This window comes from Candidatus Zixiibacteriota bacterium (genome assembly GCA_029860345.1).
Classification (GTDB): Bacteria; Zixibacteria; MSB-5A5; order GN15; family FEB-12; genus JAJRTA01.
Genome location: JAOUBJ010000009.1, coordinates 147,749 through 164,504, shown reverse-complemented (window position 1 = coordinate 164,504; position 16,756 = coordinate 147,749). Strand labels below are relative to the sequence as shown.

Below are 16,756 nucleotides of genomic sequence, written 5' to 3'. Positions count from 1 at the left end.
TTTGCGTTTTTGGGGTCTACCGGAAAGACTGAAGGCCGGAGGTGAAGCTGTCGTGACCGTTGTCGATCTTGATCTCGGGCATCTCGGTGACAAACAGCTTGAAGCCAAAACCGCGATTTGGGCCGACCGGCACCCAGTACAATGACCCACTCCAGCAGTGCAACTTCTTCACGATATTGACCCGGTTGCTGATTGTCTTGCTCCTGAGAAAGTCGTATCGTTGAGTGTAAGTAACACGTGTTGTTGGGGTTAAGTTGAAATTAATGGTCGTTTGGACAAAGAACGAACTCGTTTTGCTCCACCCTGCACCGCGCCCGGACTCTGAATAGCTGTAGTCCAGCTTGCAGGCCCAACTACCCTTGCCGCCGCCGCCGGCTGAACCGACCGACTGATCGCCCAACTGCGAAGCTGAATCCGCCCCTTGCGGAACAGTGCTTACATCGTCAAAGAACGGGAAAACGCCCTTCAGGTTCAGACTGGTTCTGACATTGAAGCTTTGGCGAAAAGGGGACCAAAACTCCAGTTCATCAGTGTCCGGGTCATAAAAAGAGTGCGTTATTCCGCCACTCACAGATAAATTGGGCACAGCGGTCGACTGGAAACTGGTGATCAGATTACTCAGCGGTTTCTCATCGGCCTCGAAATTGTAGCCAAAGCCGGTTTTCAGATTTAGTAGATTCAGGCTGCGCTCGGCGTCGCCGGATTTGACCTTGGCCTGAAAGTCCTGACTGAGAGATACGGCCAGCGACGAACTCTTGGTACTTGAAACACCGGCTGCGTACCTGCGGATTTCCGGATGGCGGTCCACTTCCGGCCGGTAGCCATAAGTGATGCTGGGGGTTATTACATGGCGCAGTCCGAGAAGGCCGCCGATGTTGGGATGGATAGTCCCGTATAGCTTGGTCGAAGCAGAGACGCCGGCGTTCCAGGTGTAGGTTCGGTAGGTCCCCGGCTCCACCCCGGCTGAGTCTGACTGATCGGTACGAATGATCCTGACCCAGGTCTCACTATATCCAAAGCCGGGCACGATGTTCACATACGGCCCCAGCTTGATGCGCGGAAGTGTAAGCGACGGCTTGTGCGTCACGCTGACATACTTTTTGCGGCTGCGAAAGGCACGCTTGGTCTCGGTGGTGACGACGGTGTCGTTATCCAGATAGTAGCTCTCATAGACGGTGGTATCGGTCTTGCGGCTGGAGAAATTCAGCAAACTGGGCGAATACCGGAAGGCAAAACTGTGATACCACTTTTGCTGAAGCTGGCCGTCGGCATCGCGACTACCGTTTCCGAACACAAATATAGTCGGCAAAGAAACCGACGCCGCCGGAAGCTGGTCGCGACGGGTGGCAAAGTCCAGATTTTCAGTGTGCGAAACAGTGGCGGTGGCCGAGACTCCATTGTCGAATTTCTTGGACAGTGTGGCCTGAGACTTCAGCGACCGGTTCAGTTGTTCATCGAGGTTGGGCGAATAGTCGGTGAAGTATGTATTGTCGGACTGATACTCGCCGAAAGCCTTAAGAGCCAGAGATGGCAGAATGTTGTGATTGTAGGCACCCTTGATCGCCCATCGATCCCGCCTGCCCTCAGTCGTTGTGAGGCTGTTATACTGGTTCTCGCGAGTGAACGAGCCGGTGATGTGAGTGTTCTCGATGACGTACCGCTTGGCAAACCGCAGGCGTGAGTTTATTGTCCAGGTGTCGCGATTGTCGTAATAGTCCACCGAGCCGCGCCAGTCCCAGTACTCCGAGGCCGCACAGTAGTATCCGATATCCCTCACATAGCGCACGCCGCGCTCGAAGTTACCGAAAGTAAACGGCAGGAAGCCGGAGTGTCGACCCCGTTCAAGGGGAAAAACATAGTACGGTATGGCCAGCAAGGGCACCTGCCCCAGATAGAATACCACCGGCCGGGCGATCAGTTTATCCCCTTCGATCAGTTTGAGATCGCTGGACCGAAAATGAAAATGCGGGTCCTCCAGGTCACAAGTTGTGTAGATGCCCTCTTCGATGTAGAAGATATCCTCCTGTTCTCGAAAGAGCTTGTCGCCGTAATAGAAACCCTTGTCGTAGGCTGATTTTGATTTTACGATTCGTCCCTTCTTGGTTTGAAGAGAATACTCAAGATAGTTGCCGTGCATCACCTGGTCACCATCTTTTAATTCGACCGGGAGCTCGTTGGGCTGTAACCGCGGTTTATCTTCGGAACTTTCACTGCTGTCCTCGACTTCAGGCTCAAGGGCGGCTGAGAACGCTTCGATAATACTGCCCCGCGTGTCGAACAGAATTCGCTGAGCGGCCAGCGCGACCGGGCCGGAAGTTACATGGCTGCCATCATGGAGGCTGATGGTCGAGTCCACCAGATTGTACTCAATGTATCGGGCATCATAGTCGACCGTGTCGGCTGAGGTGATGACCACCGTGTCGCCCGGCACCAGGCGACCGTTCACAAAGGTTCCGATAGCGCCACCCTTGACGTCGACAGCCAACAGACGCTCGTTGTCGACCCGAAAGCGGATAGTGTCGCCCGACACCGAATTCTCGTTGAACTCGGTGCCGCCGCGCGATGATGGGTAATACCAGGAGTAAGCCTGTTCGGTGCAGGTGATCCGGCTGAGCATGCCTTTTGCAAAGTCCATTTCTATCCGTCCACCGGAAAGAACGGAGCGATCCGTGAACAGACCGCCCGAATCGACCGCTTCGGTAAAGTCACCATGGGCCGAGTCCACGACGACAATCTTGCGGATCAGATCGTCTTCATAGCCAACGGTGATCAGGCCGCCCGATAGTTTCGATCCTCCCCGTTCGGCTGTGGGAAATTCGCGCAAGGTGAGGCTGTCGCCCTCGCCGTGCATGCGGGCAAATCCAGAGGTGGAAGAGAACTCCGAAGAGGAAATAACAACGTCCCCCACCGCCGTGGCCAAAGAAGAGTCGCCCAGGTAGACAACGGAGTCGGCCAGCACTTCCACCATGGTTGAACTGTCCGGATACTTGAGATACAAAAGGGGTCGCTGGTTCATAAAGAAATCGTCGGACCGCCGATCAACCACGGCATACGGACCGACCGCATAGACCGAATCATCAAACGACCAAAGTTCCACCCTCTCCCCCCATGCAAAGGCCAGCGAGTCCACCAGATCATAAAGGACCGAGTCGGCGATCAGACTGTAACCTGAGTCGACCACACGGACGTTGCCGTTAAGCCTGACAAACTCCTCCTGCGACCAAACTGCTGAATCACAATAGATCTTTCCCGTCTGAGTTTCAAAAACGACGTTGCCGGTGATGTATGAAAGATACTTGCCGTCCCTGAGCAGGACCTCCAACTCGTCCATATCTGTCAGCGTGATATCGGAAGGTGCATCGTCGGTCGCAATGGCAACCGCTGCAATCATGAACACCAGTCCGAGCACACGCAAGAACATCAGTTACTCCTCAATAAGTCCTTTGACAAACATCTCATATTCCCGAAGCATTGTAGATTCAGCACCACCCACCTGGGCCAGAAGACGATTACCGCCTCCTTTGACACCGAATCTCTCACTAAGCTGGGCCGCCAGTTTCCGGGCATCAAAGGGACTCTCCTCGGCCACGGCCAGTACCAGGCGGTTCTCGCGGCTCAGCAGCGCCACCCCGTGGATTCTCTCGGCGATCAACTGGGCCAACTGAGACATCAGACGGGCACCGGGCAGATCAGATTCGGCGCCCAGTAAACGGCCCTCTTTGGCGATTACCGGTGCGGCAAGTTTGTCGGCTCGGATGGGCAGTATCTCTTTGTAGAGACCGACCAGTTCCTGCTTGAGTTCCTTTTGTTGGCCGGTGAGAGATTCAATCTTCTCCGGCAGGTCTTTGTAATGGCAGGTGAACTTCCGGGCCAACTCCGAAGTAACCTCGAAGCGTGCGCAATAGTCATCGAATGCTTGCACACCAACCAGAAACTTTATGAGAACATGTCCACGAATCTTTTCCACGCCGATTATCTTCACGACGCCTATCTCAGACGAGTTGGCGCAGTGCGTCCCACCGCAGGCGGAGTATTCGAAGTCACCGATGTTGATGACTCGTATCCTGCCGCTACGCTTGGGCGGTTTCCTTAACGGCAGCGCGGCCAGCTCGTCCCCCTCGGCAAAAATGATCTCTACCGGGTGCGCCCGACCAACGATTTCATTGGCCCGCAGCTCCAGCCTGATGATATCCTCAGGCGACAGACTGCCGCCGTCCAGCTCAACGGCACCATACTCGTCGCCGAGGTGCACCGAAACGGTCTTCAATTCATACAACTGCATAGAGACATGGCTGAGTATATGTTGACCGGTGTGCAGACAGCAATGCCGGCGGCGGCGATCACGATCAACCAGGCCTGCCACTTCATCTCCAACCTCACCGACTCTTTGCACCGAGTAATGTCGTACCTGGCCGTCTTCGGTTTCGCTTACGTCGATTATGTCACAGTCGTTCAAACGACCGGTGTCGAACTGTTGACCGCCCGAGGTTGGATAAAAAGCGGACCGGTCCAGAACGGTAACACTCCGGCCGTCCTCGTCCCGGCTACCGACGATTGTTGCCTGGAACGTAAGCAAGCCGCTGTCGTGATAGTAGAGTCTTTCGGTCATACCTTCCTTATTACCCGCTCAGAGAATCCATCCCGCGACATATCGAGCCGCTCCACCTGTCATACACCTGTTGGCAGACGAGGTTCATTATCAGACTGCTCCCGGGGCCGCTATCGGATTGGTCAGCGAGCCTACGTTTTCGATCCGCACCTCGATCTCATCGCCGGGTTTCATCGGTGCTATCCCGGCCGGTGTTCCGGTGGAGATCAGGTCACCGGGATAAAGAGTCATGATTGACGAAACGTAGCTGATCAGGTACGGTATGTCGAAAATCATCAACGAGGTGCGACCCGATTGCATCACCTCTCCGTTCAGAATCCCTTCGACCAGGACATCACTGTAGTCAACGCCGGTGATGATCCAGGGACCCACTGGACAAAAAGTGTCAAAACCTTTGGCTCGACTCCATTGACCGTCTTTCTTCTGCAGATCGCGAGCGGTAACATCGTTGACACAGGTCAGGCCGAGAATGAACTTGTCAGCATCCCGGCGTGACACATTTTTGGCTGTGCGACCGACGACCACGCCAAGTTCCGCCTCATAGTCGACTCGTTCCGATTGTGCCGTGTGCACGATTGCATCCCCCGGTCCGATAACCGACGATGGCGGTTTTAGAAAAATCAACGGCTGTTTGGGTGCGTTGTCAGCCGACTGCGAGGCCGCCACGTGAGCGTGGTAGTTTAGACCGATGCAAACGATCTTCGACGGTTCAACCGGCGCCAGTAGTTTGACATCGGTCAGCGCAAAGCCTTGATCGGCATCTCCGGCAGGTTCTCCGGAAGCAGGATCGAGAGCAAATACACGGTCGTTTTCGATCTTTCCGTACTCAGCCGATTTGCTCTCAGGGTTGTCAAAACGCACAAATCTTTTTGGCATGTTCATCCTTGTGTTAAACCGCTACTTGGTGTTAGTATAGGCTGGCTGCCCTGGCAGAATCAACAAGTTGTTCGGAGTCCATGTGTCTCATACCTCTTTCAGTTTCCACTTCCCGCGTTTGAACCAGAGCGATAGCAGCAAAGCCTTAAAGCCGGAAGTAATCGTCAACGTCCACCAGACACCGTTGATTCCCCAGTCAAGATTGAAACATAGGTAGTAGGCCAAGGGTACTCGGATGGCCGATCCGGGGATCATCACAACCATCGGCGGCACCGTGTCGCCCGCGCCGCCGAAAGCGCCTTCAAGGACAATTTCCAAGGCCATGGTCATCTGCGAAAGACCGAGGATTATCAGGTAGTCGATGGCGATTTCCAGCACTACCGGATCGTCGGTGAATATCGACGCTATCCCTTTCGGTAGGAAGATAAACAATAGCGAAATGATAAAAGTGATCCCGACCGCCGTGCCGGTGGCGCCCCAGGCACAGCGCGCCGCACGATCCGGTTGTTTGGCTCCCAGATTCTGACCAACCATGGTCGAAGCCGCTACCGAAAAACCGTAACAGGTCAGATAGGAGAACGACTCCATCCGATTACCTATACCCATGGCCGCCGCCGCTGTTTCGCCGAACTGGTGGACGATCTTGATCAAAAACCAATAGACGAAGATAAACACAAACTGTTGCGTGCTGACCGGCAGACCGATCTTGGCAATCTTCAGCAGATGCCCAAACTGAGGCAGCCGTGAAACCAGGCCCGTCACTTTGTACCCCAAGCCACCGCGCAACATTCGCACGATTATGGTAGTACTACCCACACCCAGGGCGATAGCCGAGGCAAGACTGGCCCCGGCCACGCCTAAGGCCGGCACCGGACCCCATCCAAAAATCAAAAGTGGGTCCAGCGCCATATTCAACAGCACGACCATCACGCTGACCTTAGTCGGGGTCCGCGTATCACCGGAGGCGCGAAAGACAGCATAAGCAGTATCGGTCAGGAAGAAAAACACCGATGACAGAAAGAAGATGCGCAGATAGGGCACGGCGTGCAGCATGGTCGCATCACCGGTGTCCATGAATCTGAGCATTGAGGGTGTGAGAAAATAACCAGCGACTGAAAACAGCAAGGCCATACCGATCGCCATGGCCACACCCTGTCGAATGTAGAAGACGACCCGGTCCAGCTCTTTGGCTCCGACATATCGCGCCACCAAAGCCGTGACACCGACACTCACCAGACTGATCGTAGCGAAAATTGTCCAGATGACAACCATCGATGAGGTGATGGCATCCTGCGCCGTAGCGCCCAGTTTGCCGACCCAGAAATAGTCGGTGCTGGCCAGCGCGAATTCCATCAACATGCCCAACACCACCGGCACGGCCAAAGAAAACACCGTGCGCGTGATGGGACCACTGGTAATGTTGTCGGTTTTGTTCATAGTCGGTTCCTTGTCATCGTCCGGTAAAGATCGTCGGCAATCGACAACCGGCACAAACTAAGGCGGCAGATCAAGGGCTACAAGCAATTTCGTGCCGCAACGGTAGTCTAATCTATTGGCCTTGCCTTCCCACCGGCCTGTAATTATCATATAGCAGTGAGTGCATGAATTGAAGTGGAGGTAATAACTTTGAAACATCAACTGACGACTTCCGTTCTCCTTACAGCATTGACGCTCTGCCTCGCAGGCAGCATCAATGCCGAACGTCCGCGGCTCTCCAAACCGGCAGGGAAAGTGTTCAATATCCGTCACACTAGTTACATGTTCGTTCCGAAACTGACAAGTGGAATGCTCGTTGGACCGGTTGCCGATCTCTTGGGTGGCTACAATGACGCCCGAGCTGAACTGATTCTATTTGGTGGTGGAGTCTCGCTTGAAAGATACTTCTCACCTCGTCTGGGAATCGGGCTCAGTTTGGAAGCTGTGTGGCGCGTCGGCAGGGGGACCGGTCTTTCTCCGGCCAGAATCGAGTCGATCGGTGGTTATGGGCTTTATCGATTCGCACCTGACAGTCGTTCATCGCTCTTCACCAAACTTGAAGTCGGTTCGGTATCAGGCCATTACCGTTGGATGAGTGGAAACCGTAGTCTGGGCAGGCACCCGTTCATTCGAGTTGGCATTGGACAGTTCTACTTTACAGGTGCCACCACGAATGCTCGCTTTGAGCTCTTTTACAAGTATGCTTTCACCGAAGGGAATAGTCTACCCAATAGGCGAACCGAGATTGGGTTCAACGCTGCTTGTGTGGGATTTGAAGCGGCCTTCGGACTTGGCTTTTAGATTGCAGTCTGCAACTGCGGTGGTGCTCACAAACCCAAGCGCGCAATGAAATGCTGCGGATTCAGAGGTTCACCGGTACCACGCTCCAGTAATTCCTCCCATGGATAGCGACTACCGAAGCGCATGTAATTCTGGACGAGAAACGAGTAGGCTTCATTGCTTCCCGTCAGAGAACCATATTGCTTTTCAATGTAAGCACTGGTTTGAGCCGCGATCAAGTCACCGTACAATGCCGCCTGAAGCTTGACCGGATGGTGGGTGAACACCTCGACCAGCGGCCAGATGACCAGCTCTTCGTGCCGTGGAATCATCAAAAACTGTTCGATGGTACTCCAATAAAGTTGATTCAGGTCGCGGTCGGAATCGGTGTACATCTCATGCTCGAATTTCAGATGAGCAAGCAGTATTCGCAACCAGACAATTCGCGCCTTTTGTTCTGAGGACCGAAACCGCTCTGCCACCGACGGAGGGACGTTGGCGTATCGCTCCAGCCAGGGAGACTCCGAGATCAGCGATGCAAACAGACGGCTGATTCCGTCGCGCCAGTGTGGATGGCTCTCATTGACGAATAGGGCGCGATCCTGCGAAATGCTCAGAGCATGCAGAGCCTGTCCTATCTGACCCAGCAACGCCCCCGAAGAACCGACGCCCCCGGAGACCTGACCCCATATACGTACATCGTGCGGTGACTTGATCGGCAGACACTGCACTTGCCCGCCACCGGTCGACTGAGTGTGTACGTACAGCGGCAACTGCTTCAGTGAGAAACCCAAAGAGTCAAATGTGCGATGGACGAATGTGAATTGTGAGTCCTGAGGAAAGTATCTCTCCAACTCACGTTCCGCTTCATGCTGAAGCAAGAGTCCAATATCCCATATTTCAACCGGGCGGCCGTCCGGGCCGGAATCCAGTCCTTCCAGCATATCGCTATATGTTTCGCGGCTGGCCTGTTCGAGTTGATCCAACAATTGCAAGTAGGCCGGCACCTCTATCCTGAGTCCGGCCGCCGACAGAGCAAAGAAGTTGTTGTATCCTTCCCGCCGAGCCAGTTGATTACGCAATCTTACCAACCGCCCCATTGTCTTTTCTCGTTGCGGGTCCGAACTGAGGCCGACAATGAAAGATGACTGGCGGCGAGCCGGGTCCTTCAATGCCCCATAATCTTCCGATGCGAACAGGTGGTCAAGAGGATTCCTCCGAAACGGTTTTGCCTGAAGCCTTTGTTCGTTCGAGGATTCTCGAAGCGCGATCAGTTCCGGGTGAGCTTCGATCCTGGCCAACTGGAGACGTGAGAGTACAAGCTGGGCTCGCCGTGCATCGACTTCATCATTCAGCAAACTGCTGCCTCGTCGCAGGAGATCGTAGGCAGGGTCGGTAAGGACGAGCCTGTCATACAAGTGCCCGAAGAACTGTAGTGAATCAGAAAAGCCGTTGGTGTTATACGCCCACTGCTCTTCGGATATACGATAGTCGACCCACTGGAGTTTATGCTCAATTGAGTCCAGGACCTCAATCACGCTCTCGCGGCTCAACTGCTGTTGCGTGCACGATGGCAAAACCGAGGCCATGCCCAGCCCAAACAGGATCAATATGACCGGGCGGCGCATCAAGTGTCCTTCCCGGATTGGGCAAAGTGAGCCAGCGCCATGAAATAGCCCTCGGCGCCGAAGCCGACAATGTGACCTCGACAGACCGGTGCGATAACCGATTTATGGCGGAACTCTTCCCTGCTGTAGATATTCGAAAGATGAACTTCTATCGTAGTAATACCCACGGCGGAGATTGCATCTCGGATGGCGTAGCTGTAGTGTGTGAAGGCGCCGGCGTTGATTACCAACCCGTCGGCCTCGAATCCCTCTGTGTGCAAAAAGTCGATTATGGCACCTTCTGAGTTCGACTGGAAAAACTCGACCTGCAACTTAAGTTCGTCGGCACAGGCGCGCAGTTTCTCGTTGATGTCCTCAAGCGAATCGGCACCGTAAATTTCCGGTTCACGTCGTCCGAGCAAATTGAGATTGGGTCCGTTGACGATCAGGATTCTACGCATCCCTGCCTCCAAGGCGATCATACATCGTTAGGCTCCGCTCTATCACAGCGCGGATAGTTCTTCCAGGAACGTTATCGGCAATAAAGGGCTTTCCAGGACGGTCCAGCAAGACAAATCTGATGTCATCACCCCGCCGTTTCTTGTCGAGACTCATGGCCTCAGCAATTTTCTTTGACTGTAATTTGACCTTTGGCAGACGGCGCACCAGACACTCAATGTTCCGTCGGTAGCCATCCAAATAGCGCCTTCGTGACTGCTTCAGGCTGCAACTCAGCTCAATCGCCGCCCAGAGGCCCAGAATCACCGCCTCGCCGTGCAAAAGCCGTCCGTAACCGGCTGCCTTTTCGATGGCATGTCCCACGGTGTGACCGAGATTCAGAAACATTCGAACATTGCGTTCACGTTCGTCCCTGGTCACTATGTCCGCCTTGCAGGCGACCGAGTACTTGACCAATTTAGTAAGCACGGGCTGACTCAGGCGGCTGGAACTCTGCACCCAACCCTCTGTCAACTTAAGCATCGGTTGGCCGGTCAGCCCGGCGTATTTTACAACTTCTCCCATGCCGGCCATCATCTGACGGGCCGCCAAAGTATTTGTCCACCAGGTGTCGACATACACAAAACGCGGATGCCAGAAAGCACCGATAAGATTCTTGCCTTGCCTATGATTGATGCCGGTCTTGCCGCCGATCGCGGCGTCCACCATACCCAGCAGTGTGGTCGGCACCACACCCCATCGGATTCCGCGCAGTGTCGTGGCGGCGGCGTAGCCGATCAGATCGGAAGTAACCCCACCGCCGACGGCCAGAACAAAGTCGTCGCGGCTGATCTTCTCCGCAAGCAGGAATGAATACACTTTCTCCAGAGTCGCGCTGGACTTGGTCTTTTCCCCCGACGGTAAGACCAATTCAATCAGACGCCGACCGGGCGCTGTGAGCGACTTACGCAGCGACGCGGCGTGCAGCGCATAGAATTGGGCGTCGTAAAAAACAAATAACCTGTCGCTTGTGCATGCTTTAGCCAGCAACGTGCGCAGCCGGTCCGGTTTTTTCGATACCACCGCGATCGGATATTGACCACTGGATACTCTAACGCGAAGATCGGGCATTTAGCTCTCTCACCTTTCGGTACACTTCCTGAACGCAATCGGTCAGGCTCTTGTTGGCGGTTGACACCCTGACGTGCGCCTTCGAGTAGCTGCTATTTCTTTGATTGAGCAACGTGCTCATTCTCCTCAGTTTCGCCTGCTTGTCCGTCTCGCCAACCCGAGGTCGACCTTCCAGTAATGGACGATCACTGGCCAGGCGCAACCTTCGATACAGTTCGCGGACAGGACAACTCAGATAAACCACGATTCCCTTCGTGTCAATCAGTTCGCGAACGCCTCGCCGGACAAAAGCGCCACCACCGAGGGCGACAACCTTGCTAGACTCGGACCGGAGTAATCGTCGAATCGTCTTGTGCTCCAAGGTTCTGAAAAAGGTCTCACCCTTTTGCATGATCAAATCCGAAATCGTGCGGCCGGTTTGCTTTTCAATCATAGCATCGGTGTCGAAAAACTCAGCCTTTAGCTTTCGGGCCAACGGCGGTCCAATGGTAGATTTGCCGGAACCTGAGAATCCGATAAGAAAAACAGTTCTTGGCGGCATAGTCACCAAAAGGATGGGCTCCTCATCAGTACGTGCTTACGTTCAGTCACCGAAGACTTTTGAGTATATCGGCTCGAACGGCACTTTAAGGCCGGTCCAGATATAAAACGACTGCAACGCCTGGCCCACCAGCATGGCCGAGCCATCCAGATACGGAATCTCTGCCCGCTCGGCCTCCCGGGTCAGGCTGTTGTCGACGTTGTAATTCAGATCATAATAGAGTCGCACCGCTGTCCAGTCCAGCCATTCCGGGAGTGGTGAATCAGTCGGATGGTTCCAACCTCCCAGTGGCGTGCAATTGACCACGATATCCCAGGTGTCTCGTTCAGACTTCTTGTTGTTGGCAAACTGGCGCGTGCTGATACGAATGTTCGGCAGTTGTTTGACCAATTCCTGCTTGAACGATTTCAGCCGGGTGCTGTCGCGGGCCATCACTGTGCAGCAACCGATTTCATAGTCGGTGTGCAGCGCATAGACCACGGCCCTGGCTCCGCCGCCGGCCCCGAGGATCAGCGCAGACCCGTTCTTGAGCCGTTCGGCATGTGGGTGCAAGGGCAAGGAGAAACCATAGCAATCGGTATTGAATCCACAGCATGCTCCCCCATTGAAGTGGATCGAGTTGACAGCCTGGAGGGCACGAGCAACCGGGTCCAGATCGTCCAGGAAGGTGATTACTTTGCTCTTGTATGGTATGGTGACGGACAGTCCCTGCACGCCGGATTCAATCAACTTATGAAACTGCTCGGCGAAATGTTCGGTGGCGATGTTAAACACTTCAAACGACCCATCCGCGGCCAGATGTTTGAAAATCGCCTCAAAAATCTCAGACGATTTCGAGTAGCCGACGTTGTGACCAACCAGTCCGAAGCGATAGGGTGCTGTCATTGCGTGACCTGACCTAACAAATCATAAAAGTCGGGACAACTGACCGCCACCGAAGCATCGTCGTCTATCGATGAGGAACCGTGCAGAAACAGACCGGCGATTGAAAAGGCCATGGCGATTCGATGGTCGCCGAAACTTTTGAAGTCGGCTCCATTTAGATCTTTGCCGCCTTCGATGGCCAGACCGTCCTCCAACAAACCGACCTTGATGCCGATGCTCTTGAGGTTTTCGGTCACAGCCATAAGGCGGTCGGATTCCTTGACCCGTAACTCCCCGGCGTCGCGTATGATCGTAGTGCCCGAAGCGAAAGCGGCCATTACCGCCACCATCGGTATTTCATCGATCAGTCCGACCGTGGTGTCGCCGGATATCTTGCGGGCTTTCAGCGGCGCTCCGGTCACTGTGACGTCGCCGCGAACTTCTCCCGAAACAACGGCGCGATTATTCACCTGCACACTGCAACCCACCGCCTTGAGATGATCAAGCATGACGGTGCGAGTGGGATTCAAGCCGACATTGGCAACGGTCAGCGAATAGCCCGAAATAGCCGCCGCTCCCATAAAAAAGACAGCCGTCGAAAAGTCACCGGGAATATCGATTAGTCCGCCGTTGAGTACGGCTCCCGGTTGAAGCTGTATTTCTCTCTTGTACGGTTCCGGTCGCTGCATGCGACGTTTGCGGGGATCGTCCGGATCGGCCACCGCCACTGCTTTGATATCTTTGACGCTCAATCCATTGCCGAGTTCCTGCATCATGATCTCGGTGTGGTCTCGCGTTATGATGTCCTCACGGACGACGACCGAACATGACGAGGCCATCCCGGCCAGCAAGAGGGCCGACTTGACCTGCGCCGAGGCCACCGGCATACGGTACTCCAGCGCGCCAAGCCGACGTCCACGTATTCTCATTGGTAGCGTGCCGTTTTCGGCAAACAATTCGGCGCCCATGGCCGTGAGCGGATCGATGATGCGTTTCATCGGTCGTTGACTCAAAGACTCATCGCCGACCAGCGTTGCTTCTACCTGCGAACCGGCCAGGATACCGGCTAACAGACGCACGGTCGTGCCCGAGTTGCCGCAATCAATGTTGGTTCCCTCGTCAACAGCTCGTGCTTCAGGTGGCGTCAGGATGAGCTCATTGTCGCCGCGGTCGACCTTGACCCCCAGCGTTTGCGCCGCGGCCAGCGACCTTTGGCAATCAGCGCCGTTGGGGAAATTGCGGATCGTGATCGGTCCCTGGGAAAGTATTGAGAACAGCGCAGCTCGATGGGCGATAGACTTGTCACCCGGCAGACTGATGGTTCCCCCGACTTTCCGAACTGACTTGACGATCCTTCTCATTCGCAGGTCCTGCCCAGTACGGCTCCGATCGCTCGCACCTCCTTCATCAGCGCGTCAAATTTGTCGGGCGTCAATGACTGCGGACCGTCGGAGAGAGCGTTGGCTGGATCATGATGCACCTCGATCATCAAACCGTCGGCCCCGGTGGCGATAGCCGCTCGTGACAACGGTAGAACTTTGTGTGCTTTGCCGGTTCCGTGACTGGGATCGACAATGATCGGCAGATGGCTGGTTCGTTTAACATACGGCACGGCCGACAGGTCGAGCGTATTGCGCGTGTGGTCGGCGAAAGTGCGCACGCCGCGTTCGCACAGAATAACATTGCGGTTGCCTTCGCTCATAATGTATTCGGCGGCCATCAGAAACTCCTCAAGCGTTGCCGACATACCACGTTTGAGCATCACCGGCTTGGGCTGGCGACCGGCTTTTTTGAGCAACGAGAAATTCTGCATGTTGCGCGCGCCTATCTGAACGATATCGGCGTACTCCGACACCAATGCCAATACCTCGGTGTCAATAGCCTCGGTGATGATGGCCATACCGAATTTCTCGCGTACTTCGGCTAGTATCTTCAAACCGGCTTCTTCCAGACCCTGAAAACTATATGGCGAGGTGCGAGGCTTATAGGCTCCGCCCCGAAAAATCTGAGCGCCGGAAGCAGCCACTTTCTCAGCAATAATCATGCACTGATCACGAGTCTCCACCGCACAAGGACCCACCATAGTGACCAGGTTCTTCCCGCCGATCAAAATCCCGTTGACGTCGATCACGCTGTTTTCGGGATAGAACTCCCGACTCACCAGCTTGAACGGTTTGGTGACGTGGATGATTTCCTTCACGCCCACCTGAGCCTCAAGGTGATCGGCATCAACTTGTGCTTTGTTTCCGGTTATGCCGATGGCGGTGCGTATGGCGCCGGGCATAGGGTGCGCCTTAAGACCGGCCTTTTCGATCTCACGGCATACATTGTCCACCATTTCGGTGGTGGCGCCTAATTCCATTACAATTAACATCTATGACTCCTGATGCGGTAATGCGTCTCAGAATTGAAACCAGCGATCATTAATATAGTACAAAACTTTCCTGGGCAACCAGCCGACCCTCCGATCATCACATCTCCTCCGGGGCGTCGATACCCAACAGATAGAGGCCCTCGCCGAGCACAGTTTTCACCGCTTTGACCAGGGCCATGCGGGCTGCTGAAAGTCTTCGATCTTCAGAAATTATCTTGTCGATCCGTCCATCTTCGGACTTGCGTTGATAGACCTTGTTAAAGGCGGCGGACGCCTTCAACAGATAGGCAGCGATCAGGTGCGGATCGTAGGTGCGCGCGGTATCTTCAACTATCGACGGAAAATCGGCCAGGATTTCAACAACGCGCTGTTCCTCCGCCCCACCGAGCAGCGATACGTCGATATCTTCGGTGACCTCCGAACCGTACTTGCGCAACAACGAACTCAGGCGAGCGTGCGTGTATTGCAGATACGGACCGGTCTCACCCTCGAAACTGAGAACTTCCTTCCAGACGAAATTGACATCCTTCTGACGGCGCACCGAAAACTGAGAGAAGATCACCGCGCCAACTCCAATTTGATGAGCGGTGTGGTCGATAGATTCCAGGGTCGGGTTTTTTTCAAGTATCTTTTCACGGGCCAGTGCAACTGCCCGGTCGGTGACATCTTCGAGGAAAATAATATTCCCGGACCGCGTGGCCATGGCCCCGCCTTCGAACTTTACCCAGCCGAAGTCAATGTGTTTGACCCGTCCGGTCATGCGTTCGGATGCATCCATACCCTCGGCCTCTTCGAGCATCGAGATCACTTTGAACGCCTGTTTGAAATGGTCGGCCTGGGCCGAACCCACCACGTACAGCGACTCGTGAAAACGATATGTTTCCCAGCGATAGACCAGCCCGGCCAGATCACGGGTGGCGTACAGGGTGGCGCCGTCCCCTTTCTTGAGCAAACAAGGAGGCAGGTTGGGATCATCTATTTGCACAACCAGGGCGCCTTGCGACAACTCGGTCAGCCCGGCTTTTTGCAATCGCTCGATAACCGCTTCCATCTTGTCGTTCAAAAACGACTCGCCGGTGATTATATCGAACTCCACACCAAGCATGGTATGGATACGATCAAACTCGGCCAGCGAGATTTCCTTGAACCTCTCCCACAATTGTACTGCTTCTGGCTCGGCATCCTCAAGTTGCCGGAATGCCAAACGCGCTTCATCATCCAGCGAAGGGTCCGATTTCGCTTCATCGTGAAAACGTACATACAGGTCAAGGAGTTGCTTGACGGCATCTTCGCCCAGATCGAGACCCTGACCCCAGCGACGATAAGCCACGATCATTTTGCCGAACTGTGTCCCCCAGTCGCCCAGGTAGTTTATGCCGATTGCATCGTAACCGAGTTTCTTGTGGACCCGCCTGAGTGAGTTGCCGATTATCGTCGAGCGCAGATGACCGACACCATAAGGCTTGGCAATATTGGCCGAGCAGTATTCAATGAGATACTTGCGGCCTTGACCGACATCCGAATCGCCATAGTGCGATCCCTGATCGAGGATCTGACCAATTGTCTCGCGCGCTTGAATTGAAGGCTCCACCTTTGCATTGATGAAGCCACCGATGCTAAGGGTCGTCAGCGCCGATGATTCTGCCAGATTCGCGTTCAACTCGGTGGAGACAGTTCCGGAAATCGCGGGTGGTTTGTCGCCCAGAAGTTTGCCGTAACGGAAAACAGGAAAAGCAAATCGACCCATGGTTGGGTCTTTCGGTTTCTCGATGTTCTCCAGGACAAAGTCGGTGTTGAACACCTGCGTATCACCGGATGATGCGTACACCTCTGGATAGACCGTGCGAAATGCCTGGACTGTTGCTGCTGCGAATTCTTGTTTGAACCGATCCGAACTCAAATCCAACCCTTTCTCAGGCCATGTCTGAAAGCACAATAGAGTCAAGGCCCGGGTAAGCGGCCAAGATATCCGATTGAAAAGGGAAAGTCAAAACGTATTATTGACCGATCGCCCGCACCTTGTGATGGCCGAGTCTTCAGGGATTGTGGTCTTGAGAAAT

At 54.5% G+C, this 16,756-nt stretch carries 13 protein-coding genes; 1 reads left to right on the top strand and 12 read right to left on the bottom strand.

What is annotated here, in order from left to right; translation table 11 throughout:
* Positions 1–16: 16 nt before the first annotated feature.
* From OEV49_10920 to OEV49_10905, 4 genes are all read right to left on the bottom strand, one after another.
* Positions 17–3,421 (bottom strand): putative LPS assembly protein LptD, encoded by a 3,405-nt coding sequence (locus tag OEV49_10920; protein MDH3891584.1) that lies wholly within the window; start codon positions 3,419–3,421, stop codon positions 17–19.
* Between the two features lie 3 nt (positions 3,422–3,424).
* Positions 3,425–4,609 (bottom strand): alanyl-tRNA editing protein, encoded by a 1,185-nt coding sequence (locus OEV49_10915; protein MDH3891583.1) that lies wholly within the window; start codon positions 4,607–4,609, stop codon positions 3,425–3,427.
* Positions 4,610–4,699: 90 nt separating this feature from the next.
* Positions 4,700–5,485 carry a fumarylacetoacetate hydrolase family protein gene (locus OEV49_10910; GenBank protein ID MDH3891582.1) on the bottom strand — a complete coding sequence of 262 codons (786 nt, stop codon included), beginning with the start codon at positions 5,483–5,485 and terminating at the stop codon, positions 4,700–4,702.
* 87 nt (positions 5,486–5,572) lie between these two features.
* Positions 5,573–6,922, bottom strand: coding sequence for an MATE family efflux transporter (locus OEV49_10905; protein ID MDH3891581.1), 1,350 nt, complete (start codon positions 6,920–6,922; stop codon positions 5,573–5,575).
* Positions 6,923–7,111: 189 nt separating this feature from the next.
* Here OEV49_10905 and OEV49_10900 point away from each other — a divergent pair, with 189 nt between their 5' ends.
* Positions 7,112–7,762, top strand: coding sequence for a hypothetical protein (locus tag OEV49_10900; GenBank protein MDH3891580.1), 651 nt, complete (start codon positions 7,112–7,114; stop codon positions 7,760–7,762).
* Positions 7,763–7,788: 26 nt separating this feature from the next.
* Here OEV49_10900 and OEV49_10895 read toward each other — a convergent pair whose 3' ends face one another.
* The 8 genes from OEV49_10895 to argS form a co-directional block, all read right to left on the bottom strand.
* Positions 7,789–9,369, bottom strand: a complete 1,581-nt coding sequence (locus OEV49_10895; GenBank protein MDH3891579.1) for a hypothetical protein — start codon at positions 9,367–9,369, stop codon at positions 7,789–7,791.
* Positions 9,369–9,809 carry a type II 3-dehydroquinate dehydratase gene (aroQ, locus tag OEV49_10890; GenBank protein MDH3891578.1) on the bottom strand — a complete coding sequence of 147 codons (441 nt, stop codon included), beginning with the start codon at positions 9,807–9,809 and terminating at the stop codon, positions 9,369–9,371. Before aroQ ends, OEV49_10895 begins: the two co-directional genes overlap by 1 nt.
* A complete protein-coding gene (gene aroB / locus OEV49_10885; protein MDH3891577.1) occupies positions 9,802–10,917 on the bottom strand; it encodes a 3-dehydroquinate synthase in 1,116 nt (371 codons plus the stop codon). Before aroB ends, aroQ begins: the two co-directional genes overlap by 8 nt.
* Entirely contained in the window at positions 10,898–11,458 is a 561-nt protein-coding gene (locus tag OEV49_10880) for a shikimate kinase (protein MDH3891576.1), read from the bottom strand. The genes aroB and OEV49_10880 overlap by 20 nt, the downstream gene beginning before the upstream one ends.
* A gap of 42 nt (positions 11,459–11,500) precedes the next feature.
* On the bottom strand, positions 11,501–12,343 hold the full coding sequence (locus OEV49_10875; GenBank protein ID MDH3891575.1) for a shikimate dehydrogenase: 843 nt from the start codon (positions 12,341–12,343) through the stop codon (positions 11,501–11,503).
* Entirely contained in the window at positions 12,340–13,683 is a 1,344-nt protein-coding gene (gene aroA, locus OEV49_10870; protein MDH3891574.1) for a 3-phosphoshikimate 1-carboxyvinyltransferase, read from the bottom strand. Before aroA ends, OEV49_10875 begins: the two co-directional genes overlap by 4 nt.
* On the bottom strand, positions 13,680–14,696 hold the full coding sequence (gene aroF, locus OEV49_10865) for a 3-deoxy-7-phosphoheptulonate synthase (GenBank protein MDH3891573.1): 1,017 nt from the start codon (positions 14,694–14,696) through the stop codon (positions 13,680–13,682). Before aroF ends, aroA begins: the two co-directional genes overlap by 4 nt.
* A gap of 97 nt (positions 14,697–14,793) precedes the next feature.
* Complete coding sequence (gene argS, locus OEV49_10860; GenBank protein ID MDH3891572.1) at positions 14,794–16,602, bottom strand: arginine--tRNA ligase; 1,809 nt, start codon at positions 16,600–16,602, stop codon at positions 14,794–14,796.
* Between the last annotated feature and the right edge of the window lie 154 nt (positions 16,603–16,756).

Coding starts and splice junctions, on each gene's coding strand:
- OEV49_10920 (MDH3891584.1), bottom strand. CDS start 3,421: ATGTTCTTGCGTGTGCTCGGACTGGTGTTCATGATTGCAGCGGTTGCC.
- OEV49_10915 (MDH3891583.1), bottom strand. CDS start 4,609: ATGACCGAAAGACTCTACTATCACGACAGCGGCTTGCTTACGTTCCAG.
- OEV49_10910 (MDH3891582.1), bottom strand. CDS start 5,485: ATGCCAAAAAGATTTGTGCGTTTTGACAACCCTGAGAGCAAATCGGCT.
- OEV49_10905 (MDH3891581.1), bottom strand. CDS start 6,922: ATGAACAAAACCGACAACATTACCAGTGGTCCCATCACGCGCACGGTG.
- OEV49_10895 (MDH3891579.1), bottom strand. CDS start 9,369: ATGCGCCGCCCGGTCATATTGATCCTGTTTGGGCTGGGCATGGCCTCG.
- aroQ (MDH3891578.1), bottom strand. CDS start 9,809: ATGCGTAGAATCCTGATCGTCAACGGACCCAATCTCAATTTGCTCGGA.
- aroB (MDH3891577.1), bottom strand. CDS start 10,917: ATGCCCGATCTTCGCGTTAGAGTATCCAGTGGTCAATATCCGATCGCG.
- OEV49_10880 (MDH3891576.1), bottom strand. CDS start 11,458: ATGCCGCCAAGAACTGTTTTTCTTATCGGATTCTCAGGTTCCGGCAAA.
- OEV49_10875 (MDH3891575.1), bottom strand. CDS start 12,343: ATGACAGCACCCTATCGCTTCGGACTGGTTGGTCACAACGTCGGCTAC.
- aroA (MDH3891574.1), bottom strand. CDS start 13,683: ATGAGAAGGATCGTCAAGTCAGTTCGGAAAGTCGGGGGAACCATCAGT.
- aroF (MDH3891573.1), bottom strand. CDS start 14,696: ATGTTAATTGTAATGGAATTAGGCGCCACCACCGAAATGGTGGACAAT.